Source organism: Nostoc sp. DedQUE02 (genome assembly GCF_034531035.1).
Taxonomy (GTDB): domain Bacteria; phylum Cyanobacteriota; class Cyanobacteriia; order Cyanobacteriales; family Nostocaceae; genus Nostoc.
In genome coordinates, this window is the sequence record NZ_JAVRBY020000036.1 from 1 (window position 1) to 25,323 (window position 25,323).

A 25,323-nucleotide genomic window follows, 5' to 3' on the forward strand; every position below is an offset into this window, starting at 1 on the left:
GGCTACTTCGGTCGTCTAATCTTCCAATACGCTTCTTTCAACAACAGCCGTTCACTGCACTTCTTCCTCGCAGCATGGCCTGTAATCGGCATCTGGTTCACCGCCTTGGGTGTAAGCACAATGGCGTTCAACCTGAACGGTTTCAACTTCAACCAATCAATCATTGATTCTGAAGGTCGTGTAATCAGCACTTGGGCTGATGTAATCAACCGCGCTAACCTGGGTATGGAAGTAATGCACGAGCGTAATGCTCACAACTTCCCTCTCGATTTGGCTGCTGGTGATTCTGCTCCTGTAGCAATAAGCGCTCCTGCTATCAACGGTTAATTCTGAAGTTTAGCTAAATAAGAAAGCGCCCTCCTGTTCGGGAGGGCGCTTTTTAGTTTGAATTGTAAAGATAAACAGCGCTTTCCAAAGGGAGGCGCTTGTCTTTATAAACCAGAACAGAATCCATGATTAAATAAATTAAACCACCAGGTAAACCGTATTAGGCTGCTTCTATTTACATTCGATATTGTCCTAAAAATGTCATCATAGTTAAGGTAAAAACAATTCTGGAGACAAGACAACGGTTTACGCACGCCCTTTAGCACGGTTAATTGAGCAATTGCAACGCCTGCCGGGAGTTGGCCCCAAATCCGCCCAACGACTGGCTTTGCATATTTTGAAGCGACCAGAAGCAGAAGTAGAAGCTTTGGCACAAGCTTTAATTGAAGCAAAAAAACAGATAGGCTTGTGTTCTGTTTGCTTTCACTTATCTGCTGAACCTGTTTGTGAAATTTGCCGCAATGCCAACCGTGACAGCAACACCATCTGTGTTGTTGCAGATCCTCGTGATGTGATTGCATTAGAAAAAACCCGCGAATACAAAGGCAAGTATCACGTTTTGGGCGGGGTGATTTCGCCAATTGATGGAATTGGCCCAGATCAGTTGAATATACTGGCTTTGCAGCGCCGAGTGAGTCAGCAAAAACCTCAAGAAGTAATTCTGGCAATTAGTCCGAGTGTAGAAGGGGAGACAACAACCCTGTATATCGGTCAGCTACTAAAACCATTTACTAAGGTGACGCGGATTGCTTTTGGTTTACCTGTCGGTGGCGATTTAGAGTATGCAGATGAAATAACTTTGGCGAGGGCGTTGGAAGGACGCCGGGAGTTAGATTAAATTTTGTTATTTTGCTGGTTAATGACTTTCTAAACTATTGACTATACATAACATCCGATCGCAAAACGTACTTTCGTCCCTGGATAATAGCAGCGCCCTCATGTACTAGTTCGTGAACAAAGCACAAAGCCATACCTGTTACTGGAAGCACAGCTAGATTAGATAAATCTTCGTAGTATTGAGGAAGATAAAAGCGGGTTTCGCCGCCTTCAAAGCCTTCATTCAGATAAATCATGAAAGTCAATAGGCTTTCCTCACCATTAGGTCGCCGATAAGAACCATCATGGTGAGGTGCAAACCTCTGACCTGGATCGTAGCGATAAAAACGAAAACGCTCATTCAGCCCAACTGGATGCCATCTACCAATGGTGCTGGGAATATAATTTGATACACGCTGCCATAAATCAAAAGCACGCTCCCGGTCATCTAGAATAACGCGCTGATTATTGCGTATGTCAGGACGCATTTCAAAACCTCGGTGGGTAGTAATAGGAGCATCTGCATAGCCAATGTTTTCTGTTAAAGTAATATACTCAACACATTCTGCTGGCGAAAGAATATTTTCCAGCGTAAAAATTTGGTTACGAAGCAAATCTTTCTTGGTCATCTAACATTCCACAGTTACGTAAGTGAGAAATACATTTTTTGACTTGCGGCAGTTGACGGTGTGCTTCTGGTAAGTCAATGTTGTTGAGGGTTTCACGTTGAGAGTGCCGTCATGAATCTCAACTTACTTCTAGAGTAACAATCGCCAAGGGCAACAGCGATCGCACCCGCTTCTTCTACTGCGGTTTCTCACACCTGGCACTGTTGTAGCTCTAACTTAGTCATGATGATCAGTTAGGGGTAAGTAATAGACCTTTTGGCAAAAGTGCTTTTTGCAAGAGAGGGGAAAAGGGTAAAGGTTAAAGGGGAAAGGGGAAAGGGAAAATAACAAACCTTTCCCCCTTTTCCCGACTTTTGCCAAGAAGTCTAATCTCAATAAAAAGCGAGGTAACAATTAAATTTAGGTTTTATAACTTGTAAGAAATTAATAGGTAGTTATAATCCAATGATTACAGTACACAAATAACTTGGTGTGCTTTCAGCAAAAGAGCGTGACAAGATTAAAGAAGACCGAATTCCTCTTAAACTTGGGAGCCGGTTTGGCTAAAGCAAGTAAAAATGATGACTTGAATGTTTTCGGCAGACGCACGTTGCCTCTGAAGTGGTATCTTGTGTTACTCGTGGCAGGGGCTTTACTCCCAGTTGTCCTTTTTGCTGTTGCTGTTGTACACAGACTCTCGCTCAACGAGCGTGCGGCATCAGAGCGCCGCTTAGTTCTAGCGGCACGCAATCTCACCGAAGATATAGAGCGCGAGGTTTCCAGCACAACCAGGACTCTCCAAGCACTAGCAGCCTCTGACCGACTCGACCAAAGTGAATTAAAAAACTTTTATAACGAAGCACAGCGCACAGTGCAGACGCAGCCGACTTGGTTGGGTGTGATCCTCTTAACGCCGGATGGGCAACAGGTCGTGAACACCTCTGTTCCCTTTGGCATTTCGCTACCCCCAGCAAACGAGCTTAAGAGCCTGCGACGTGTTGTCGCTATACGTCAGCCGACAGTGGGGTATCTCGCCCTTGGAAATCTCAAGCGAAAATGGGCTTTCCCCATCCGCGTCCCAGTAATTCGCGGCGGCGAGCTACGGTATGTGCTGACGGCTGTTATCACCCCGAAAGCACTCGCTAGCGTCGTCAAGACTCAGACACCGATCAATGGGGAGTGGACACGTACTGTCGTTGACGGTCAGGGTGTTGTTGTAGCCCGGACTCGCAATCCTGAGCGCTTTGTGGGGCAACGGGGTACGCCATCTTTTCTGAAGCGAATTGCGTTAACAACTGAGGGAATCTACCGCGATACCACCTTGGAGGGAGCGCCAGTGTACGTTGCTTTTAGGCGAGCCAATTTTTCTGACTGGACGACCGCCGTCGTCGTTCCCATTGAAGTCATTGAAAGTCCAGCTCGCCGCGCGATGTGCCTCGTTGTTGGATCTGGCTTGGTATTGCTTGTGGTAAGTGGTGTGGGTGCGCTCATCCTCTCGCAGTGGATTTCTCAAGGCATAGCCTCGGCTGCTTGTGCCGCAGAAGCACTCGCCAAAGGTGAATATCCGCGCATCAGTCCCTCACCTATTAAGGAAGTAGCCTTGTTAGGCCAAGCCTTAGAATTTTCGGCTGACCTTCTTCAAGAGCGTGAGCGTGAGCGGGACGAACACTTAAGGCAGTCTGAAGCAGCCCGAACTGAGGCTGAGGCCGCTAGCCGCCTCAAAGACGAGTTCTTAATTACCGTCTCGCACGAACTCAGAACTCCTCTCAATGCCATCTTCGGCTGGGCCCAGTTGCTGCGTGCTGGAAAGCTCGACCAAGAAAAGACACAGCACGCAATCGAGACCATCGAGCGGAACGCTAAAGCCCAGACACAACTTGTGAATGACCTCCTCGATACATCGCGGATCATCATTGGGAAACTCCGTCTTGAACCACAGCCGCTAAACTTAGCGATCATAATCGTCAATGCGCTCGATTCGGTACGCCACGCTGCTGAAGTCAAAGGCATCGATTTACAGCTACAACTTGCCAATGTGGAACCTGTCTTAGGAGACCAAAATCGGCTTCAGCAGGTATTATGGAACCTGCTCTCGAACGCGGTTAAATTCACGCCTCAGGGTGGACGGGTTGAAGTGCAGCTTCAGCAGGCTAACTCATTTGTTGAGGTTATAGTGCGCGACACTGGTGTGGGTATCAACGCAGAATTTCTGCCACACGTCTTTGAGCGCTTCCGCCAGGCCGACGGCTCAACTACAAGGAAGTTTGGCGGTTTGGGGCTAGGTCTGGCGATCGTCCGTCACTTAGTTGAGCTTCACGGTGGGACAGTGCAGGCCGATAGTGATGGTCAGGGCAAGGGCGCAACTTTCACTATTAAACTTCCCGTGATTGCCCACCAGGAGAGCATTAGCGTTCCACCGATGACATTTGCGGATGGCACGTTTTCACCGTATAAAAGCCTGCACGGACTTCAGAATGTGCGAGTACTTGTGGTTGATGACGAACCTGATGCTCTATGTCTCGTTTCAGCAGTACTTATGCAGCAGGGAGCAGAAGTGCGCGCCTGTGCTTGTGCAGCACAGGCGCTAAAAGAGGTGTTAGCTTGGAAACCCACCGTGATCCTTTGCGACATCAGTATGCCACAAGAGGACGGCTATGATTTTATCCGAAAAGTCAGAGAGTGGGAGATTGAAGTAGGTGGTCAGATACCTGCCGTAGCGGTAACAGCCTTTGCACGGGAAGAAGATAGGCTCAAGGCGATTTCCGCCGGCTATCAAACACATTTCCCCAAACCAATTGAAGCAATACAGTTGGCTGCTGTAGTCACTAGCCTCGTGGAGAAAATTAAGCGGTAAGTACAAGACAACAATTAATTCACACTCAACGAACGCAAACAAGCTGAGGAAGAATTCCGATGCAGTGAAACGCTGTTAGCTACTGCTAAAAATGAGTCTCAAAAACAAATTTGGTCAGCCGAAACCTTCCGCATATTTGGTCTAAATCCGACTCAATCAGCACCGAGGCAAACTGCATTTCTCCAGATAGCCTTTTGATTTTAAATAAAAAACAGTTTTTTCAACATCATCAACTTAAAAAGTAAGGTCTCCTAAACCACAATCCTCTGGATTACTAACATGTTCTGAAGGAGCCTTTTATAAATTTTGTATTTATCAATTTAGGGCAGATTTATTAATTAGCTACCTGCCTTATTTAGCAGTGCCTTTTTTTAGAATTTATGCAGTTTAAAGATACTAAGGGTACGAAAGTTAATCCCCAAATATACGGTTGCAGGATTGATTATTCCTATACCAAAATCTGCAACTGAACTTGATACGATAGACGACTACGAGCAGCTACTATATATTTTGTAAATTGGACAGGATGCTTAACATACAATAATAGTGCTATACCTTCGTAGTTAAAAATTTTCATAAACTACGAAGGCTTAAAATAATCACAAAGCCGACTTTTGCAACACAACCGTATTTGATGGCTAATTCAATTGTTTCAACAAAACGGCTCAGTAGCCAGTTAATCCACTGGTTGCTTGAAGAAGACCGACGACGAGAGAAGAAAGGGCCTTACCGCAAAGAAGAACCACATCGCCAGCATTCTTGGTGGCAGGTGATGTGCTTGACTGGTGTAGATTATTTCTCCACCCTTGGCTATCAACCTGGGATTGCAGCACTGGCGGCTGGCGCTCTTTCTCCTATAGCTACCCTGATTCTGGTTTTGCTGACGCTCTTTGGAGCATTGCCAATCTATCGGCGCATTGCTGCTGAAAGCCCTCATGGTGAAGGGTCGATCGCAATGTTAGAGCGTTTACTTCCCTGGTGGCAAGGTAAATTACTTGTACTGTGCTTACTTGGCTTTGTGGCAACTGACTTTATTATTACCATTACCTTGTCAGCAGCTGATGCCACAGCCCATATCATCGAAAATCCGCTTACACCAATTTGGCTTCACAATCAGACGATCGCAATCACCCTGATATTAATTGCATTACTAGGTGCAGTTTTCTTGAAAGGTTTCCGAGAAGCCATTGGGATTGCAGTAGTTTTGGTGGCAGCTTATCTGCTGTTAAACTTTATTGTCGTTGGCGTCGGTGTGTATCAAATATTAACTCACACAGAAGCGATCGCAAACTGGGAAACTGCACTTTTTGCCCGCCATTCCAATCCTTTGATCCTAATCGGCATCTCTCTTTTGATATTCCCTAAATTAGCGCTGGGATTGTCAGGCTTTGAGACTGGTGTTACCGTTATGCCTCTAGTTAAAGGTAGCAGTAACAGCACTCCGCAGCATCCCAAGGGGCGGATTCGGAATACACGCAAGCTGCTTACCACTGCGGCTCTGATTATGAGCTTCTTTTTGCTTACCACTAGCTTTATAACCACTCTACTAATTCCAACGGCAGAGTTTGCATCGGGAGGCAAAGCTAACGGCCGGGCCCTTGCTTATTTAGCACATCTGTACTTAGGTAATGGCTTTGGCACAATTTACGATTTAAGTACTATTTCTATTTTGTGGTTTGCAGGTGCATCTGCAATGGCAGGGCTGTTGAATATTGTGCCTCGCTACCTACCACGCTATGGTATGGCACCCAATTGGGCACGAGTAACGCGACCTTTGGTGTTAGTCTACACAGCGATCGCTTTTGTTGTCACAATTATCTTCAGAGCAAGTGTAGAAGCCCAAGGTGGGGCTTACGCAACTGGTGTGCTTGTATTGATCACCTCAGCCGCCTTTGCCGTCACCTTATCAGCCCACCGTCACAGACAGAAGCGGGCAAAACTCGTCTTTGGCATCATTACACTGTTATTTTTATATACCACTATTGTCAATATCATTGAAAGACCAGAAGGGATTAGGATTGCTGGGTTTTTCATCGGTGCGATCATTTTTACCTCGTTGGTTTCTCGGGTTTGGCGTTCAACGGAACTGCGAGCAGAGCGGATTGAAGTTGACGAACTTGCTAGCCAATTCCTTGCCGAAGAGAGCCAGGGAGCAATCCGACTGATTGCAAATCGGTTGAATAAGGGTGATGTCCTAGAGTATTTTATGAAAGAGAAAGAGGTACGCGAGGATAACCATATTCCCCCCAACGATCCAATTCTGTTTCTAGAAATTCATGTATCCGATGCTTCAGAATTTGCAGATGTAATCAAAGTAAAAGGGGTGCAAGTTGGTGATTATCGCATCCTCCGAGCTGAAAGTGCAGCAGTACCTAATGCGATCGCGGCTTTACTACTTTATATTCGCGATCAAACAGGTAAAATTCCCCATGCTTATTTCGGCTGGGTTGAGGGAAATCCCATACAATACCTACTGCGTTTTATCTTGTTTGGTGAAGGTGACATTGCTGTAGTTACCCGTGAAGTACTGCGTCGAGCTGAAAAGAATCCCCAGATGCGTCCTGGTATTCATGTTGGAGGTTGAGTCACAGAGGCGACAAGTTTACCCTTGTCCTATAAAGGTGTGGCAAATAAACCAGTCATAGAAGTAGCGATCGCGATCAAGTCTTAGCAGCTTAACTGGTAGGAATTCATAACTAATTATTCAGACATATATAACGCCCCACCCCCAGACCTTTGCAGGCTGGATGGGGTTCTTTTTTTGATTTATCCAAGAAGTCTATTGGATTTTAGGCTTAACTCAACTAAATATAAAAATTTACCTTGTGCTTTTTCTAAAATCAATAATACTGGAAAAAAGAAAGAGCCTGTCCAATCATCAATCTAATCACTACTATAGGACTCATATCAATACTACTCACTCGGGTTTTGCATTTTCAACTCAGAATTTGGTTTGGGGAAAAGGTTACTGGGTTTGGGTTAAAAGTTTTTTATTTCCCTTTTCCCCTTCCTCTTTCCCCCAAAACCCGACAAGTATTGGGACTCATATTTGATTGCGTGAAAAAATTCAGTACAACTCAAAGAGGCTTCTTGCCTATTGCCTATTGCCTTTTACGCAAGCCAATCAATAAATAATCGGTGCAGGCTGACTGCACCGATTATCAAGTGTCACTCGAATTGAACATCCCATTGTTTCACGCCAATGCTGAAGCTTGGGGTTTGGCAAAAATCATTCTTCCTGCTGTAGTTTGCAAAGCACTGGTGACTACTACTCGCAGTTCACCACCCACATAACTGCTACCTTCTTCAACAACTACCATTGTGCCGTCATCTAGATAGCCAATGCCTTGACTTGGTTCTTTGCCTTCCTTGAGAATTTTCAAATCCAGGTTATCACCAGGTAAATAACTGGGACGGACGGCATTCACTAAATCATTCACATTCAAAACAGGTACTTTCTGAACACTGGCAACCTTAGACAAGTTGTAGTCGTTGGTTAGCAATGTACCGCTAATTTCTTGAGCAAAACGCACTAACTTGGCATCGACTGTGGGAATATCTTCGTAGTCAATTGTATTAATCAGGATGCGATCGGGGTATTGTTCTTTAATGCGGTTAAGAATTTCTAGTCCTCGTCTTCCCCGCACCCGTTTTTGGTCTTTGCTAGCATCCGCTACTTGTTGGAGTTCTTGCAAAACAAACTGTGGTACAAGAATTTGCCCTTCCAGAAACCCTGTTTCTAGTAAGGCTTCAATACGACCATCAATAATGCAGCTAGTATCTAAAACTTTGGTATTGGCTGGTTTTAGCGTTCCTTCCACTACCATCGATTCGACGGTGTTGGGATTAATGAACCGCAATAAACCTCGCCCGTGGGTATCTGCCAAATTCATACCAGTGACGGAGAGGATAATACTGCCGACAACTGCCACCAGTGGCTTAATAAATCCAAAATCTGCCGGGATCGGTAGCAAGAATAGTGGGGCTAGCATCAGGTTAGCTAGTAATAGCCCAATCACTAAGCCGATGGCACGAGTTAAAATAACCTCTAGAGGCATTTCTTTGACTTGTGTCTCCAAGCGACGATATGTCGTCTGGAAACTCAGCCCGATCGCACCACCAATAATAGCGGCAAAGACGGCAACAACTAAGCGTAAAGCTTCTAGATTTGTTACTTGATCTAACGTGCCATTGGGTAGTAGTTCAATGCTGTAGAACCCTATTCCCGACGCTGCTAGGATGAATGAAAAAATTATAATGGCGTCAAGCATGGTTGTCTTGTTTTCCTGCAACTGTGTTCACCGATAAAGTTAAGTATTTTTTATTTCATCGGTAAGATAAACTCATCAATATTGACTTACACTAAGGGTTTAGTAGGACAATATCTGCAATTATTATAACCAAAGGCTTTTATCTTAATATTTTTCATTGTTTCGTTGTAAAACAACAAAAACTCGTAAATAAACTACTCATTTTGTAAGAATTCAGAATCCAGAATCCAGAAGTCAGAATTAAGAAGACTTTGATACCCAAACTTAATAATTTTCATAAAATCAAGAAGTTATTGCAGGCTTGATCTGACAATTATTCTGGCTCCTGACTCCTGATTTCTGAATTCTTTCTTCATTTTCATTGTCTGGAATTTGCAGTTGGTTAACTTAAAACTTTTCTCCAAATGAGTCAAAAATTTCGGATTTCTGGAATTGCGAGTTCTGCTTATGTGCATATTCCCTTTTGCAGACGGCGGTGTTTTTATTGTGATTTCCCGGTGTCTGTTGTAGGCGATCACTTGCGCGGCGAAACATCTGGTACGATCTCCCAATACGTTGAGGTGCTATGTCAAGAAATTGCCATTACATCAGCATTTGGTCAACCCCTAAAGACAATTTTCTTCGGTGGTGGGACTCCTTCGCTACTATCAACGGAGCAGCTACAACGTATACTCAGAGAGCTAGAGAAGCATTTTGGTATTGCGTCTGGGGCAGAAATTTCTATGGAAATTGACCCAGCCACCTTTGATTTAGCCCATCTAGCAGGCTATCGTAATGCAGGCGTAAACCGGGTAAGTCTGGGTGTACAAGCCTTTCAAGCAGAATTATTGCAAAGGGCTGGGCGATCACACTCAGTTGAAGATATTTTCGCAGCTGTAGAACTAATCCACCAAGTCGAGATTCCCGAATTTAGCTTAGACTTAATTTCTGGGTTGCCGCATCAGTCTTTGGAGCAATGGCAAGATTCTCTCTTAAAAGCGGTGGCGATTTTACCTACTCACATCTCCATTTACGATCTTACCATCGAACCAGGTACAGCCTTTGGTCGTTACTACAAACCTGGCGATACTCCTTTGCCTACGGATGAAGCCACAGTCAAAATGTACCAGATGGGGCAGCAAGTTTTGACTAGTGCTGGTTATGAGCATTATGAAATTTCCAATTATGCCCAACCTGGTCATCAGTGTCGGCATAATCGAGTTTATTGGGAGAACCGCCCTTATTATGGCTTTGGCATGGGTGCTGCAAGTTATGTTGAAGGAAAACGCTTTACTCGTCCGCGTAAAACTAAGGAGTATTATCAGTGGGTACAAGCTGGTGGTCTGATTGATTGTGATGTGACTCCCCTAAAGGAAGTATTGTTAGAAACATTAATGTTGGGGTTGCGTTTGGCAGAGGGTGTAAGTTTGGCGGCGTTGGCGGAAGCTTATGGCGAAGAGAAGGTAGAGGAAATTTGCAGCTGTTTGCAAGAGTATTTTGATAAAGGTTGGGTGGAAGTTGTAGGGGGAAGGTTGCGTTTGATTGATCCCCAAGGGTTTTTGTTTTCTAATGTAGTGTTGGCGGAGTTGTTTGAAAAGTTGGGAGAATGAATCACAGAGGCACAGAGAGAAGAGAGATTAGGGACTTCCAACTAAAAAAATATCCTATCGTGGTGTGGGCAGGGGGCAGGGGGGGAAAGAAAAATTTTCCTTTCACCCCACTGTCAATATGGTTCGGATAAGCAGGGCAGGAAAGAGGGTTATTGTTCAGCAATTCTTCTCTTCCCCTGCTTCTCTTCTCCCCCCGCCCCCCTGCCTGCCTCAACCAAAAAATTCCTTAACCCAACGGTATTGTCCCCACTCCCTACTCCTCTAAAACGGACTAATAATTTATGCAGAAAAATAAAGTTAGAAAAGCTGTGATCCCAGTAGCTGGTTTCGGTACTCGCTTATTTCCAGCTACCAAAGTTGTGAAAAAAGAACTTTTTCCGATTATTGATCGAGATGGCAGGGCAAAACCTGTCATTCTCGCAATTATTGAAGAGGCAATCAGTGCTGGAATAGAAGAAGTGGGGATCGTAGTGCAGCCGGACGATCAAGAAATATTTGAATATTTGCTAAAAAATCCACCCAAAAAAGAACTTTTAGATAAACTTTCACCGCAAAATCAAGAATATAGCCGATATCTCGAAGATTTAGGTAGCAGAATTACTATCCTATTGCAAGAGGAGCAATTAGGCTATGGCCATGCGGTATTTTGTGCCAAAGATTGGGTGCAAGATGAGCCGTTTTTGCTAATGTTGGGCGACCACATTTATGCATCTGATATTGACAAATCTTGTGCTAGTCAACTTTTAGATGTTTATGAACAAGTTAATCAAAGCGTTGTTAGCTTAACTACAACGCCAGCAGAAAATCTTCATACATCTGGATGTATAACAGGAGTTTGGCAAGAGTTAAACTCGATTCTGGAAGTTACACAACTCTATGAAAAACCTACCATTGAGTATGCACGACAACATTTTCGTGTACAGGGAATGGCACAAAATGAGTTTTTATGTATATTTGGTTTGTATTTATTAACGCCAAAAATTTTTGATTTTTTAGGAGAACATATCAACCAAAATTTCCGAGAACGAGGCGAATTTCAGTTAACATCCTGTCTTGATAGATTACGTCAGGAAGAGGGGATGACAGGATACGTTGTCAAAGGTAAGTGTTTTGATACAGGATTGCCAGATACCTATCGCCAGACAATGATTGATTTTAGAAATTTCTAAATAAATCTTAGTTCCAAAAGTCAATACGCTTGGGTTAAGCATTTTTCTTTCCCTCTGCCTGCCCTGCCTCCCTCAACAGATTATTTTCTTAACTGAATTGTATTCGGGTCTAGGGGGTTAAGTTTGGTAACATTTAAGGTTCCCAAAAATACTTTTCAAACATCCCCTAAAGAGCGTCTTGATTTTGACTCCTGAATTTTGACTTCTGAATTATTCTTTAATGAAATTTTATATAAGGATATCTAAGTTTTCCCGGCTTAGATATCCAATAGCAACATAACCTACTTTAAATAGATTGTTAACTCTATTCTAATTACTAATTTTGATTTTTCAATGCTTCTTGGGATAGTTATAAATTCATCCTTAAGCAGGATGTCAAAATTAGATAAAAGTTTTACTTTTCTGAAAGTATATTTTGGATAAAAAATCTAGTTCTGCAATGGGGTATTTTTTGCTAGTCACTGACTATACCATATTTAACTGTTACCAGAGAAATTCATCTTATTTTTCCCTGAAAGTTTTTTATTGAGCCTAACTTATAAAAAGAATGAATTATCACAATAATGGAATAGAAGCTATGTGTAGGTGCGTTAACGCAGTGTAACGCACGCTACTTTCTAAGATAACTTAGCAACGCTAGACTTTTCTAAAGTCGCTACTAATTTCACTCCAAATTCTTCCTCAAACACTGCTTTTTTATAATCTAAGCTCCAGAGTTCTAAAGCACAGTCATCATCAGATTGAGATGGATGAATTAGTAGATTGACCTGGCGAAATTGTGGATAATACTCACATTGGACTTGAGCGATCGCACCAATTTGTCGTCTATCTAATGCCACTGCCAATCTTAAAATTGCACTCAATTGACTGACCATTTGTCGCTGTTCTTTAGTCAGCAAACTCTGGTAATTCTCATGTTTTTTCTTGGGCGGCGATTTGCGATGATAACGTGCTAAATTGGCAATAATTTCAATCTCGGTTTCTGTATAACCGAGTAATTCACCATTGCGAATTAGATAGTAAGAATGCTTGTGGTGAGAGGAATGGCTGATATAGTGACCACAATTGTGTAATATTGCAGCTGCCCACAGTAGTTGTCGCTCATCGCTTCCCCAGTGGTGTAGAGTACCTTGAGTTTGGTCAAATAAACTCTCGGCAAATTTTGCCACGCGATCGCTATATTCTAAGTTAATGTGGTACTTATTAGCGAGTTTAAGAACATTCCGTTCCCGAACTGAACTTTGGTAGCGTAGCTTGTCTTCAATTAAACCGTGGGTGAGCATCCAGTCTACGATTACGCCTTCTCTGAGAGAACGCTCACAAACTGTTACCGATTCACTACCCAAGAGGGTCATTGCTTCCTGTAATATTACTGCCCCAGCGAGTATAACTTCAGCCCGCTTATCTGGCATACCGGGAATAGTAGCCCTTTCGGAATTACTCAGTTTCCGCAAGCGATTCACCAACTCTCGCAAGTCTTTAAGACTAAACTGGTAGCCATTGAGGGTAGAAGGAATAACACCCGATTTTTCTCGTGCATGAATCATCGCCAGGGTTTCAATTGTACCCGCCGTACCCACTAAACGCGGAGATTCCCCAAACTCTAGGTTGGCTAACACTTCTTCTACAGAACGTTCCAGCATCCCGCGTGCATAAGCTTGCAGATACTGAAACTCGGTGTGGCTGATCGGGTCAGTGGTAATTAACTCGCCAGTGAGTCGCACTGCACCAACTTTGGTACTGGTGAGAGTGCGCGGTTGTTGACTGTCGCCCAAAATTAACTCTGTGGAACCACCACCAATATCAATAATGGTATGGGGCTGGTTGTGAAATTCCATCCCTGACAGCACGCCAAGATAGATTCGTCGCGCTTCTTCTTGACCAGAAATCAAGTCAACGCTTAAACCCAACTCCGTTTCTAATCTGGACAAAAAATCTTTACCATTGGGGGCTTCGCGCACAGCACTAGTTGCCACAGCGATGATCGTTTCAGCGTTGATAGTTTTGGCAACTTCTTGGAAACGTCCACAAGCCGCGATCGCCTTTTCAATTATCTCTGGTTTGAGTTCCCCAGTTTTAAGATTGCGATCGCCAAGTCTTACAGTTTCTTTTTCTCTAGCAATAATGCTGAAAGCTGGTAGTGTGGGGTCAATTTTCACTACTACCATGTGTAGAGAATTTGTTCCCAAGTCAATGGCAGCAATAATCCGATCTTGCTTAGGTGGTTGAGTTGGAACACTCTCCCAGTTAGCCGAAGCTACTGAATTCAGCATCTAGTTTTCTCTCTTTATTAAGAAATGATGACAAACGGTGGTATGTCGGGGTAGCTGGCACTGATATTTGTTGCAACACACTTGCTCAGACTGAGTATTGAGTACTCAGCACTGAGTAATTAATACTCTTTATCTTTGGTCGAGGCTAACTGAGCTAAGTATATTCGCCCTACTGCTTCTAACCGAAGTGACTATTTAAAGATATTTAAAGTTGCCACTTGAGGTTATGTTTTTACAAATAACAAATAACGTTATTCTATAGATGTAAAGATGTGTGAACTAAAGAATGGGGTATGGGGCATAGGAACAAAGAAGCAAGGCGAGAAATAACTAATTCCTAATTCCCAATACAACTTTTGGAGAGGCTGCGCCCGAAGCGTAGCTATGCCGCAGGCTTTACGCCAACACTTAGTACAAGTGCCCCATGCCCCATCCCCCATACCCAATGCCCCTTGCCCAATCACTATGTTAACAACGCCAGAACGCCCCCATTCACCAATTTGGCTTGTAATTATCCGGCTTTTGCGCTGGCATAAACCAGAAGGACGGTTAATTTTAATGATTCCTGCCCTTTGGGCTGTGTTTTTAGCAGCTTCTGGGAAACCGCCTTTACCTCTGGTTGGTGTAATTATATTGGGTACTCTAGCCACAAGTGCGGCCGGGTGTGTTGTCAATGATTTGTGGGATCGAGATATTGATCCAGAAGTGGAGAGAACACGCGATCGCCCCCTCGCTTCTCGCGCCTTATCGGTGAAAGTTGGGATTGTAGTCGCGATCGTATCGCTAGCATGTGCAGCGATCCTGGCTTTTTATCTTAACCCCCTAAGTTTCTGGTTATGTGTGGCAGCAGTACCCGTGATTCTCCTTTATCCAGGCGCAAAGCGGGTGTTTCCTGTACCGCAACTGGTACTTTCTATCGCTTGGGGCTTTGGGGTATTGATTAGCTGGAGTGCAGTAACACAAACGATCTCCCAAGCCACTTGGTTACTTTGGGGCGCAACTGTACTGTGGACATTGGGATTTGATACAGTTTACGCCATGAGCGACAAGGAAGACGATCGCCGCATTGGTGTTAATTCTAGTGCCCTATTTTTTGGTAATTATGCCCCTACAGCCATTGGAATTTTCTTTGCTGGCACAATCTTGTTATTGGCTTGGTTAGGCGTACTTATACATCTGCATTTAGCCTTCTGGATTAGCCTTGCAGTTGCAACTATTGGCTGGGTTTGGCAATCTCTACGATTAAGAAAGCAAGACTTACCAAATCCTGTTTATGGTCAGATGTTCCGGCAAAACGTGTGGATTGGTTTTATTTTACTTGCTGGGATGATTGCAGGATCTTTTTAACTTCACCAGATATCTAATGCGTGCTTGTACTGGATAATTGAATCGCAATCTAAAATTTGCATGAATGTCAAACATTTTGGAAGTTAGCAAACCACTTCGCATTTGCTGACTTGCTTGTGCGATCATTTTCAGGATAGAATCTGCTTGCATATAGGAATAATATTTGATTTCTGAAAAAATTCAGTACAACTCAAAGAGACTTCTTCCCTAATTGCCTATTGCCTCTTCCCTATTGCCTCTTGCCTCTTGCCTCTTCCCTATTGCCTCTTCCCTCTTCCCTCTTGCCTATTGCCTCTTCCCTATCTACGCAAATAAATTCAGAAATCAAATCGGATTGCTATATTATAATACCGATTCTCTCTGTACCCTTCATGTAAGAGATTGCCGTTTGAGACGCTTCTGTGCGTACATTAATTCGTCAGACCTGGCGATTAGTTCTTCTAGTGACATATTGCTTTCTGGTGAGCAACACTCTATTCCCATACTCATCGAAAGTTTATAGCTACGGTTTTGCTGTTGATTGAAGTTGGCGATATTTGCTTGCAGATACGCTTGGATGCTATCAGCATCCTTAAAGTAGCTGGAACTGAAAACAATAAACTCATCTCCACCCAAGCGGGCAACAATATCTGAGTTGCGAAAACTTTGCTTGAGTAATCGACCAGCATCAATAATCAAGGAATCTCCCATATCATGACCAAGGGTGTCGTTAATCTGTTTTAGCCCATCCAAATCAATGAAAATAACCCAGCACAACGTTTTCATCCGGTAAGCAATTTTTAACTCTTGTTCTGCGATCGCAAAGAAACCACGTCGGTTATGCAAACCTGTTAGTTCATCAGTCAGCGATGCTTGTTTGCGGTTGCGAACTTCCTGAATCAGTTCCATCTGAGCGATCGCCTGACGACCCAGGCGGCGCAGTGCATCTAACTGCTGGTAACTTAGGTGATGAGGAATGGTATCTAGAACACACAACGTCCCAATCGGAAGACCATCGGGGGTAATTAAAGGCACACCAGCATAAAAACGAATTTTGGGATTGCCTTTGACTAAGGGATTGTTATTAAAGCGATCGTCCTTGATCGCGTCGGGAATCACTAATATATCTTCTGATTGAAGAATCGCATGAGAGCAAAAAGCCCAATCTTTGGTTGTTTCACTACCTTTTAGTCCAACCTTAGATTTAAACCATTGGCAATCGGCATCAACTAAGCTAATTAAAGCAATTGGAGTCTTACAAATGTATGCAGCCAAAGCAGTCAGGTCATCAAATGCTTGTTCGGGTAGAGTATCCAGAATATTGTAGTCCGCCAGGGCTTTGAGCCTTTCTGCTTCATTGTCAGGTAGAGGAACAGGTTGGATTTTCACAGATGGGTGTCTGAGTTTTAGCCAAGAAAGTCTGGGACGCTGAAAATGTTGCAACAACCACAGGATTACTTTTCCAGCAGCAAGCCTGCATGACATAAACATCTGTGCAACGAAAATCAACGTTCGCTTGGATATACAGAAAAATTGTATTACATGATGTTGTTCATGCCTTTGGTTTGCTCTGTTGTTCATGTCACCCTAGCTTTCACTGTGCAAATTCCCTGAATATGTAGATACTTACAAGGTCTTTTGCCCAAAGCCAGGTTGAAAATTATCAATATCAGGTAAAATTTATCAAAACTTATCATACTATCAGAGTCATTTGTCAATCCTTAATTTTTTATACTTATAAATTAAATATATACACATAAGTACCGAGAGCTGGCTTCCAACCCTCGGTACTTTTTTTGCTACCAGCAACGATTTCAATAGACTTCTTGGCATTTGTCGGGAAAAGGGTAAGGGGGAAGGGGAAAAGGTTCTGTATTGTCCCCTTCGCCTTTAACCAAAACCTTTTCCCCAAGAGTGCAAAAAGCACTTTTGCAAGAGGTCTAATGTTTCCTTTGGCGAGTGCTTCTAGTGCTTCGCCTTGGGAATTTTCTGATCGTCTGCTTGAGCGATCACGTGTAGTGGAGGCAATCGCTTAATTTTGCAGCACAGTTTCGATTGTCTCTGCGCGTCTGTGCAGAGATGAGCCGATAAAGCCGTAGCGGATTTAACTAAATCTACCAAGGCAAAAGCAGAATCTTTGAATGTATACCATTTTTACTCAAAGATATTTTGTGCGATGGCGTACCCGCCCGTCGTAGGCGATCGCACTCTTGATTGCCTCTAAAACCAGAATATCATAAATATTGCAAATTATCTTGCTACCTGCAAATATTTTTGCTGTAAGTCATCTGTCGCTTGCACAAGAGTCATTCTAGCTGCTGAATTCTTTTTTCAGTAACTTTGCTTTATACCAATTAATTTGGTTGAAAGCAGCGATTGATACAGTTTTAGCAATCGGTTTCAGCTTTGATGCTTGATAGGAAAGTAACATCAGCCGTAGAAAACTTACGAACAAATTCTGCCGCATGGGGAAATTTTAGCCAAACTAAAAATTGTTAATTTTACTCAGATAAAAATGCATACAGCATTAACAATGCTGCGTCACCTTTACTATGCAGAAATGAGATGAAATTACAGTTTTTAGGTAAGAATTCAGCATCCAGTAGTCAAAAGCCAGAATTTATCAAGAATCTAGAATGATTGGTATATTGCATCAAATATTATCTTGATTCTTTAAGTATTCTGAATTCATAATTCTGACTCCTGAATTCTTACATTTTTAGCACAATAATAATGGAGAAAGTAATGATTACCGAAGAAGACTTAGCCCGACAATTTACCCTTATTATTGAGCAAGCTCACCCAGAAGTGTGGAAATTACTACGGTACTGCTATGTAAAAGTGCTAAATTCTAGCTCAAAAGGAGCATATATCCCTCATGCCAAATATATAAAGATTTATTGTCCCGACAGGCTGATTGCTGCTGTAGTAGCAGAAAAAAAATTACTGATAGAAGTGGCAGAATATATGGGACTAGTTAAAGTTGTTTGCGTGAATGCTACAAATTTGTTGCACGACCCCAAATTGCAGATTAAGAAGGTTTATCCTCAATTGTGGTTAGATTTGATGTGGATTGTTACGCAAAAGCAAGAATTATGAAAATGGGAATATCATGTAATATTAAACCTGCAAATCCATCAGTTTTTTAATGTCTGAAAGCACTAAATAATATTATGAATCAGCCGTATCTTTCTCCAGACGATTTGCCTTCAAATCTGACAATTCAATTGAGTGAAATTCTCTTTAGACAACTAGAAGAAGCAACGAAACAAAAATTTTTTCTAGCAGGCGATCGCATCACCCGTATTTTGTTGTCAAGTTGCCATTGGTATTTCAAAATTAATAGTGGGATTTTAATGTTAATCATGATTTGCCCTGATATAGAAAGTTATCAGAACATCATGACAACTGTTCCCCAATTCACCGAGATGTTGAAAAGATTTACTAACAGAGGTAGGATTACTGTCAGCCCTCCACCTGGCAAAGGTATACCTTGGGTACTCAGTATAGATGAAATCTTGCCTGAAGAAGATTCACCTACTGGCTGATACAGCAGAATTCAGAATTCAGAATTCACGAGTAAAACACGCTTTCTACCTGGAAAACAGACGCAAGCTTGTGTACCTCATTTTCCTTGAAATTTGCTGTATACAAACTGGAAATTATTCCAGGAAAACCGCTAGATCAGCAGTATTAATTGCTAAATAAACTTTGCTGCTATATCTCTGAACACGGCGGAATAATTTTCTCTACCTGGAGTAATTTCCAGTATTACATCAAGCTTAAACTACTCTTTATACGATTCTAAAATTCCACTGCGAATCATTAGTTGTGGCCAAAACAACACAAAAAATACCATCCACGTTCCTATCGGGATGGAAACGAGAACTGTTAGCCAGATAGTTTTAAATAGTAACCAGCTACCACCAATCAGTGTTACACCTGTGAGAACTATAGACCAGGGTTGACACCACCAAGGTTTGTAGTTCCAAGGATTTATGGGCTTTTGTTCAGACATTAGTTTTATTTAATCAAACTCCAAATATTATTTTAAGAATTATGATTTGTTTTGCCAGATTAAGTTTTATCGTACTCTATTTTGCCATAGTCAAGTTTGATAATTCGGTCTGCTAAATGAAAATAGCGATCGTCATGGCTAATTACCAGCACTGTTTTACCCTGCGATCGCAGTTCTGGGAGAAGTTGAGTGTAGAATATTTCTTTGAATACTGGATCTTGATCGGCTGCCCACTCATCAAACAGATAAATTGGTCGATCTTCCAAGTAGGCTGTGAGTAAAGCTAGCCGTTTTCGTTGTCCTTGAGAAAGAGCGGTGGTAGAAATTTGTCCATTTTCAACTTTCACTTTATGGTCTAGTTGCAGTTTTTGTAAATATTTTCTGGCTTGAGCATCCAAGTAAGAATTTTTTAATCCTAAAAGTTCTTCAAATAAATAAAAGTCGGAAAACACTACGGAAAAATGCTGGCGATACCATTCTCGATTCTTGTCGCTAATTAACTCATCATCAAACCATATTTCGCCGTTATCTGGGATATAAAGCCCAGTAATTAATTTAGCTAATGTAGATTTACCGCTACCATTCCCGCCAACAATGAAGACTAATTCTTGAGGATAAAGTGTTAAATCGACGGAGCCAAAAATAAAGCTATTGTCTTCTTGCTCTGTGTAGTAAGTGTGGGTAACACTTTGAAACTTTAACTTTTGCCAGTCAGATTTCAGAGCAGGTGGAACAGTGGATATTTCCGTTCGACTAGCTAGAGATAAACCCAGTGATTCGATTTTTTGTAAGGCAATGCTAGCTTTGCTTAATAGAGGAAGTTTACTGATGATGTTATCCATTGGTAACACCAAGTAAGTGAAGGTCAAAATGTAGCCAGAGAGAGTTTCGGGATTGATAGTAAACAGATTAGGCAACACGAATAATACAAAACCGAGAGCAAAAAAGAATATGAGTTGACCCCAACTTGAAGTTATGGCAAAAAGGCTTAGACCGTGAACGTTATGATGACGGAACTCGTTAGCAGTTGATTGTAATTTCTCTTCTAAAAAATCTTCACGCCGCTTGTAATTTAGTTTAAGTTCCTTGACTCCTTCGGTAATAGTGCGAAAATGTTTAAACAACTGATCTTCATCTTCACGAGCTAAAGTAAGTAATTTACCGCCTCTGTTGAGTAACCACTGACAACTAGCGATCGCAACTACTGAAATCCCACAAACCATCAACAATACTAACCAAGAAAGCCAGGTTATATATGTTATACAACCAAGGACGATCGCTAAATTAATAAAGATAAAAGGCATCTGATAAACAGCATTAGCAACCGCCTGAATATCTTCTGTTAAAGTTGCCAATAATCGAGGATTCCCTAAGCGTTCCAGATGACTCAACTCGGAAGCGAGAATCTGGCGACTCAAACGCATCCGTAATTGCAAGACTGCATTCTGAGAAAGGCGAATCAGCATCACTTGAGAAACGATACTGGTAATTAGTGCAACTATAGCCAGCCCCGCAAAACCCCAAATTATCGATGTGAGGCGGGAAGCATTACCGTTACTTGCAGCATGGCTAATTAAGGCAATCAAGCCAGCACTACTACCGCCGCTCAAAAATCCGGTAGCGATCGCGATCGCCACCATCCCCCACGAAGAACGCAAAAGAAAGTAAATCAAATTCATGACAGATGCCTATACCCAGTTGCACACAACCAAAAATGAAAATCTTTCTTTTTATGTCCCATGCGCGATTTCCATAATAGTTGTTTGCCAACCAATTAAATTTGCATTGCTAGGGTAGATTTTATCAAACAGAATTCAGGAGTCAGTCGTCAGAATTCAGTATAAATTCTGTGCAACTGGCAGATGAATAAACGGCGTTTTTGCACCCCGCTAAATTTTTAATTTAGCAGTCTACAATTAGTGGCGGGTCTGAATCCCCCATTTTCTTGTTCTGACTCCTGAATTCTGACTTCTGGATTCTTCTTCAAATTTTACCAGTTAAACACCCTTTCAAATATGACGATGAATCAGGCAGAAGGCAACATTGGGCGATCTGTAATCTTTAGGACTTTGTTTTGAGCAAAAATACATTTATAATTCCTTCTGCCTTCTGCCTTTCTTTGGTAAGCTAGTTGGAATTACAGCTAATTCTGTCAAGAAACTGTCAAATTACCTGCTCAGTTTTCCAGGGTGAAATTTGCAATGACTGTGAATTTAAAGTCTTTAGAGAATCAAATTAATGTAGCCGGCAATTCTCAAACCGCTTCTGTCACTCAAGGAACCCGCTACGTTCCTTCGCACCATCGACGTATTCTGTGTATTTTTCCCAAGTACAGCCGCTCCTTTGGTACTTTTCATCATGCTTACCCACTTATGGGTAGTGTCCGGGCTTTTATGCCACCCCAAGGTATTTTAATTGTGGCTGCTTACTTACCTAAAGAATGGGAAGTGCGGTTTATTGATGAGAATGTCAAATCAGCAAGTAGGGCTGATTACCAATGGGCTGATGTGGTGATTGTGAGTGGAATGCATATCCAAAAACCACAGATTAATCAAATTAATGAACTTGCCCATCGAGCGGGGAAAATTACCGTTGTCGGTGGCCCTTCGGTATCTGGGTGTCCAGAATATTATCCTGATTTTGACATTTTACACTTGGGTGAGTTGGGAGATGCTAGCGATCGCATGATCGAATATCTAGACCAAAACCTCGAACGTCCGCAACAACAAATTCGCTTTGAAACCAAGGAACGCCTACCCTTAACAGAGTTTCCCACCCCAGCTTATCATTTGCTGAATATCAATGATTATTTCTTGGCAAATGTGCAGTTTTCTAGTGGTTGCCCTTATCGCTGCGAGTTTTGCGATATTCCCGAACTCTATGGCAACAGTCCCAGGATGAAAACACCAGAGCAAGTAGTCGCGGAGTTAGATGCAATGCGACAATCTGGCAATTTGGGGGCAGTATATTTTGTCGATGATAACTTTGTTGGCGATCGCCGCGCCGCCATGAAGTTACTTCCTCATCTGATTGACTGGCAAAAACGCAATGGCTATCCTATCCAGTTTGCCTGTGAAGCAACGCTCAACCTAGCTCAAAGTCCAAAGCTGCTGGAAATGATGCGCGAAGCTTATTTCTGCACAATCTTTTGCGGTATCGAAACACCAGAACCAAATGCCCTTCATGCGATTTCCAAAGACCAAAATCTGAGTATGCCAATCTTAAAAGCGATTCAGGTTTTAAATAGTTATGGTATGGAAGTAGTTTCAGGAATCATCATCGGGTTAGATACAGATACACCAGAAACAGCAGACCGAATTATCGAATTTATGCGGGCATCGCAAATTCCCATGTTGACAATTAACCTGCTTCATGCATTACCGAGAACTCCATTATGGCGGAGATTAGAAGCAGAAGGGCGACTCGTTTTTGATGAAAGCCGGGAATCAAATGTTGAATTTTTGATGCCCTACGAGCAAGTTGTTGAGATGTGGCGGCGCTGCATTACAACTGCTTATGAGCCAGAATTTTTATATCAGCGATTTGCCTACAACATGGAACACACCTATCCAAATCGCATCGAAGTTCCTAACAGCCCCTCTCGAACTTCTGCGGCTAATATTCGCAAGGGTTTAACTTATTTAACTAATATTTTGGTGCGGATAGGCTTATTTAGTAACTATCGTCAGACTTTCTGGAAAATGGCCAAGCCAGCACTAAAAGCAGGTAATATTGAAAACTTGGTTCACGTTGGACTTGTCGGACATCATTTGATTAAGTTTGCCCAAGATTGCGCCAAAAATGAAGAATCGGCTTCATTTTATTCCCAAAAAATCGTGACGAAAGTTCGTAGCTAAGGTATAGCAGGGGACAGGGGACAGGGGACAGGGTCAAAAGTCGCTTGTTGTCTAGGTTTTATATTAGGTTTATGTCCTAAACTACTTGGCGACAGCTATAACAATTAAAATAAGTTTTGAGAGCTTGAAAGTCTGTTAGAGGTATATACAGAACTGTAAAAAAGTAACCTTGAAGATACACTCGCGATACTTCCTGGGAAAGACGCGATCGCACTGCTACCTACCTAAGATTGTAAGGGTTGAAAGCCCACAGTCCATGCAATTATTTGGTAGTGAGAAAACTATCGCCAGCGAGTGTGGAGCAGTTACATAGGAATTTTAGATGGTTATGAACAGTTCAGTGACCCGACCCTTGGCTGTCGTGACAGGTGCCTCTAACGGCATCGGTTATGAACTTGCAAAACAGTTTGCTCAAAACGGCTTCGATCTTCTAGTTACAGCCACCGGATCGAGCATTGACGAAGCGGCTCAAGCTTTTGAGGAGCTGGGTGCTAAAGTTGAGACGGTGCAGGCCGATCTGGCTAGCTATGACGGAGTTGAGACACTCTACAACCAGATTAAAGCAACTGGGCGACCAGTGGATGCGATCGCCATCAACGCAGGTGTTGGTGTCGGCGGTGATTTCGCCCGTGAAACCGACCTAAAGGACGAACTCAATCTGATCGATCTAAATGTCGTATCCTCTGTACATCTTGCCAAACGAATGGTAAAGGATATGGTTGAGCTTGGCAAGGGTCGAATCCTTTTCACGTCGTCGATTGCCGCTCTGATGCCCGGCCCGTTTGAGACAGTTTACGCCGCCTCCAAGGCTTTTGTGCATTCCTTTTCAGAAGGGTTACGTAACGAATTGAAGGACACAGGCGTTACCGTCACCGCCCTGATGCCGGGGCCCACCGATACCAACTTCTTCCACCGCGCGGGTATGGACGACACAAAAGTGGGCACGGATCAAAAGGACGATCCGGCTGAGGTCGCCAAGCAGGGTTTTGAGGCTTTGATGGCAGGAAAGGATCACATCATCGCCGGTTCCCTCACAACGAAACTTCTGGCGAATGTTAGTAAGGTTTTACCTGATACAGTCAGTGCTGAACAGCACCGCAAGCTCAGTGAGCCGGGGTCAGGCAACAACTAATTTGCACCTAGTCAAAACTCATTTTAAGCGGGGTGCGATCGCCTGGGCTAACAGACTTGCAAAAAAGAAATTATCCCAAATTATTTGCACATCTGTAGGGGCGCACAGCTGTGTGCCCCTACTTACTTTCACCGTCAAAGTCGTAACGGAGGATTCATGCAAATTCATCATCTCAATTGCGGCTGTATGTGCCCGATTGGCGGGGCCCTGTTCGATGGCTTCAGTCGCGGCCCGAAGGCTCACCTCGTCTGCCACTGTCTGCTGATCGAGACAGAGCAGGGACTTGTTCTGATTGATACCGGCTTCGGGCTGCGCGATATCAACTCGCCTTACTCCCGCCTCAGCCCGTTTTTCATTCATTTCAATGGCATCCAGTTTGATAAAAAATACACAGCAGTCGATCAAATTGAAAAGTTGGGATTTTCCGCGCAAGATGTGCGTCATATTGTGCTTACCCACCTTGATTTCGATCATGCCGGTGGTCTGGAAGATTTTCCAGAAGCAACCGTACACGTAATGCAAACTGAGATGGAAACCGCCCAGGATCGGCGCGGATTCATTGCCAAAAGGCGCTTTCGTCCACAACAGTGGGATGAGGTTAAGCATTGGAAGTATTATTCAGCCGGAGGCGAACCTTGGTTCGGCTTTGAAGCAGTACGTAACCTCGACGGACTACCGCCAGAAATTCTCCTGATCCCCCTTGTCGGTCACACACGAGGTCATGCTGGTATCGCCATTGATACACCAGAGGGTTGGCTTTTGCACGCAGGTGATGCCTATTTTTATCGGCACGAGATGGACTCAGCCAAAAAAAGTTGCACGCCAGGTTTACGCGCCTACCAATGGATGATGGAAGTGGATCGCAAAGCTCGATTGCTCAATCAAGATCGGCTACGCGCATTATCAAGCGATCGCAATAAAGATGTACGCTTGTTCTGTAGTCATGATGCTGTCGAGTTTAAAGCATTCGCTGACCAAAGAGGGGGGAAGGAGGAAGGGGGAAAGGGGAAAGGGGAAGGGGGAAATTAGTTATGGAATTCCCTTTCCCCTTTCCCTTTAACCTTTTCCCTGCCCGAAGGGCTT

General features: G+C 43.1%; 17 protein-coding genes and 1 pseudogene. 12 read left to right on the plus strand and 6 right to left on the minus strand.

Features of this window, described 5'->3' with window-relative positions; genetic code table 11:
- Nucleotides 1-327: pseudogene (locus RMX98_RS23235) on the plus strand (photosystem II q(b) protein); the annotation flags it as partial.
- A gap of 280 nt (nt 328-607) precedes the next feature.
- Nucleotides 608-1,165, plus strand: coding sequence for a recombination mediator RecR (gene recR / locus RMX98_RS23240; RefSeq protein ID WP_322680813.1), 558 nt, complete (start codon nt 608-610; stop codon nt 1,163-1,165).
- A gap of 34 nt (nt 1,166-1,199) precedes the next feature.
- On the opposite strand, the gene RMX98_RS23245 is transcribed toward recR, so the two are convergent.
- The gene (locus tag RMX98_RS23245) at nt 1,200-1,772 is read right to left on the minus strand and encodes a 2OG-Fe(II) oxygenase (RefSeq protein ID WP_322680812.1); all 573 of its coding nucleotides are present in this window, start codon (nt 1,770-1,772) and stop codon (nt 1,200-1,202) included.
- Between the two features lie 490 nt (nt 1,773-2,262).
- Between RMX98_RS23245 and RMX98_RS23250 the strand changes: the two genes are divergently transcribed.
- On the plus strand, nt 2,263-4,605 hold the full coding sequence (locus RMX98_RS23250; protein WP_322680811.1) for an ATP-binding protein: 2,343 nt from the start codon (nt 2,263-2,265) through the stop codon (nt 4,603-4,605).
- 634 nt (nt 4,606-5,239) lie between these two features.
- Nucleotides 5,240-7,189 (plus strand): amino acid transporter, encoded by a 1,950-nt coding sequence (locus RMX98_RS23255; protein WP_322680810.1) that lies wholly within the window; start codon nt 5,240-5,242, stop codon nt 7,187-7,189.
- A 610-nt stretch (nt 7,190-7,799) separates the two neighbouring features.
- Here RMX98_RS23255 and RMX98_RS23260 read toward each other — a convergent pair.
- Entirely contained in the window at nt 7,800-8,876 is a 1,077-nt protein-coding gene (locus RMX98_RS23260; protein WP_322680809.1) for a PIN/TRAM domain-containing protein, read from the minus strand.
- A 404-nt stretch (nt 8,877-9,280) separates the two neighbouring features.
- Here RMX98_RS23260 and hemW point away from each other — a divergent pair, with 404 nt between their 5' ends.
- Complete coding sequence (gene hemW / locus RMX98_RS23265; RefSeq protein ID WP_322680808.1) at nt 9,281-10,465, plus strand: radical SAM family heme chaperone HemW; 1,185 nt, start codon at nt 9,281-9,283, stop codon at nt 10,463-10,465.
- Nucleotides 10,466-10,746: 281 nt separating this feature from the next.
- Nucleotides 10,747-11,634 (plus strand): UTP--glucose-1-phosphate uridylyltransferase, encoded by an 888-nt coding sequence (locus RMX98_RS23270; protein WP_322680807.1) that lies wholly within the window; start codon nt 10,747-10,749, stop codon nt 11,632-11,634.
- Between the two features lie 617 nt (nt 11,635-12,251).
- Here the strand turns inward: RMX98_RS23270 and RMX98_RS23275 are convergent.
- Nucleotides 12,252-13,907: a Ppx/GppA phosphatase family protein gene (locus tag RMX98_RS23275; RefSeq protein WP_322680806.1), complete on the minus strand. Its 1,656-nt coding sequence runs from the start codon at nt 13,905-13,907 to the stop codon at nt 12,252-12,254.
- A 465-nt stretch (nt 13,908-14,372) separates the two neighbouring features.
- On the opposite strand from RMX98_RS23275, the gene RMX98_RS23280 reads away from it, so the two are divergent.
- Entirely contained in the window at nt 14,373-15,254 is an 882-nt protein-coding gene (locus tag RMX98_RS23280) for a 4-hydroxybenzoate solanesyltransferase (protein WP_322680814.1), read from the plus strand.
- A 369-nt stretch (nt 15,255-15,623) separates the two neighbouring features.
- Here the strand turns inward: RMX98_RS23280 and RMX98_RS23285 are convergent, their stop codons facing one another.
- Nucleotides 15,624-16,718 carry a sensor domain-containing diguanylate cyclase gene (locus RMX98_RS23285; RefSeq protein WP_322680805.1) on the minus strand — a complete coding sequence of 365 codons (1,095 nt, stop codon included), beginning with the start codon at nt 16,716-16,718 and terminating at the stop codon, nt 15,624-15,626.
- A 1,260-nt stretch (nt 16,719-17,978) separates the two neighbouring features.
- On the opposite strand from RMX98_RS23285, the gene RMX98_RS23290 reads away from it, so the two are divergent.
- Both RMX98_RS23290 and RMX98_RS23295 read left to right on the plus strand, forming a co-directional pair.
- A complete protein-coding gene (locus RMX98_RS23290; protein ID WP_322680804.1) occupies nt 17,979-18,332 on the plus strand; it encodes a hypothetical protein in 354 nt (117 codons plus the stop codon).
- Nucleotides 18,333-18,406: 74 nt separating this feature from the next.
- Nucleotides 18,407-18,781, plus strand: coding sequence for a hypothetical protein (locus RMX98_RS23295; RefSeq protein WP_322680803.1), 375 nt, complete (start codon nt 18,407-18,409; stop codon nt 18,779-18,781).
- A 239-nt stretch (nt 18,782-19,020) separates the two neighbouring features.
- Here the strand turns inward: RMX98_RS23295 and RMX98_RS23300 are convergent, their stop codons facing one another.
- Together RMX98_RS23300 and RMX98_RS23305 are read right to left on the minus strand one after the other, a co-directional pair.
- Nucleotides 19,021-19,251 carry a DUF6737 family protein gene (locus RMX98_RS23300; RefSeq protein ID WP_104906287.1) on the minus strand — a complete coding sequence of 77 codons (231 nt, stop codon included), beginning with the start codon at nt 19,249-19,251 and terminating at the stop codon, nt 19,021-19,023.
- Between the two features lie 59 nt (nt 19,252-19,310).
- The gene (locus RMX98_RS23305) at nt 19,311-20,930 is read right to left on the minus strand and encodes a cyclic peptide export ABC transporter (protein ID WP_322680802.1); all 1,620 of its coding nucleotides are present in this window, start codon (nt 20,928-20,930) and stop codon (nt 19,311-19,313) included.
- Between the two features lie 522 nt (nt 20,931-21,452).
- On the opposite strand from RMX98_RS23305, the gene RMX98_RS23310 reads away from it, so the two are divergent.
- The 3 genes from RMX98_RS23310 (at nt 21,453) to RMX98_RS23320 (ending at nt 25,269) form a co-directional block, all read left to right on the plus strand.
- Nucleotides 21,453-23,108, plus strand: a complete 1,656-nt coding sequence (locus RMX98_RS23310) for a B12-binding domain-containing radical SAM protein (protein WP_322680801.1) — start codon at nt 21,453-21,455, stop codon at nt 23,106-23,108.
- Nucleotides 23,109-23,430: 322 nt separating this feature from the next.
- Nucleotides 23,431-24,240 (plus strand): SDR family NAD(P)-dependent oxidoreductase, encoded by an 810-nt coding sequence (locus tag RMX98_RS23315; protein ID WP_322680800.1) that lies wholly within the window; start codon nt 23,431-23,433, stop codon nt 24,238-24,240.
- Nucleotides 24,241-24,426: 186 nt separating this feature from the next.
- Nucleotides 24,427-25,269, plus strand: coding sequence for an MBL fold metallo-hydrolase (locus RMX98_RS23320; protein WP_409881625.1), 843 nt, complete (start codon nt 24,427-24,429; stop codon nt 25,267-25,269).
- Nucleotides 25,270-25,323 lie beyond the last annotated feature (54 nt).

Bases quoted from the DNA above. Each gene is read 5' to 3' on its own strand.
- RMX98_RS23270 (WP_322680807.1), top strand. From the start codon at position 10,747: ATGCAGAAAAATAAAGTTAGAAAAGCTGTGATCCCAGTAGCTGGTTTC.
- RMX98_RS23320 (WP_409881625.1), top strand. From the start codon at position 24,427: ATGTGCCCGATTGGCGGGGCCCTGTTCGATGGCTTCAGTCGCGGCCCG.
- RMX98_RS23280 (WP_322680814.1), top strand. From the start codon at position 14,373: ATGTTAACAACGCCAGAACGCCCCCATTCACCAATTTGGCTTGTAATT.
- hemW (WP_322680808.1), top strand. From the start codon at position 9,281: ATGAGTCAAAAATTTCGGATTTCTGGAATTGCGAGTTCTGCTTATGTG.
- RMX98_RS23310 (WP_322680801.1), top strand. From the start codon at position 21,453: ATGACTGTGAATTTAAAGTCTTTAGAGAATCAAATTAATGTAGCCGGC.
- RMX98_RS23255 (WP_322680810.1), top strand. From the start codon at position 5,240: ATGGCTAATTCAATTGTTTCAACAAAACGGCTCAGTAGCCAGTTAATC.
- RMX98_RS23305 (WP_322680802.1), bottom strand. From the start codon at position 20,930: ATGAATTTGATTTACTTTCTTTTGCGTTCTTCGTGGGGGATGGTGGCG.
- RMX98_RS23285 (WP_322680805.1), bottom strand. From the start codon at position 16,718: ATGTCATGCAGGCTTGCTGCTGGAAAAGTAATCCTGTGGTTGTTGCAA.
- RMX98_RS23245 (WP_322680812.1), bottom strand. From the start codon at position 1,772: ATGACCAAGAAAGATTTGCTTCGTAACCAAATTTTTACGCTGGAAAAT.
- RMX98_RS23275 (WP_322680806.1), bottom strand. From the start codon at position 13,907: ATGCTGAATTCAGTAGCTTCGGCTAACTGGGAGAGTGTTCCAACTCAA.
- RMX98_RS23260 (WP_322680809.1), bottom strand. From the start codon at position 8,876: ATGCTTGACGCCATTATAATTTTTTCATTCATCCTAGCAGCGTCGGGA.
- RMX98_RS23300 (WP_104906287.1), bottom strand. From the start codon at position 19,251: ATGTCTGAACAAAAGCCCATAAATCCTTGGAACTACAAACCTTGGTGG.
- RMX98_RS23295 (WP_322680803.1), top strand. From the start codon at position 18,407: ATGAATCAGCCGTATCTTTCTCCAGACGATTTGCCTTCAAATCTGACA.
- RMX98_RS23290 (WP_322680804.1), top strand. From the start codon at position 17,979: ATGATTACCGAAGAAGACTTAGCCCGACAATTTACCCTTATTATTGAG.
- RMX98_RS23315 (WP_322680800.1), top strand. From the start codon at position 23,431: ATGGTTATGAACAGTTCAGTGACCCGACCCTTGGCTGTCGTGACAGGT.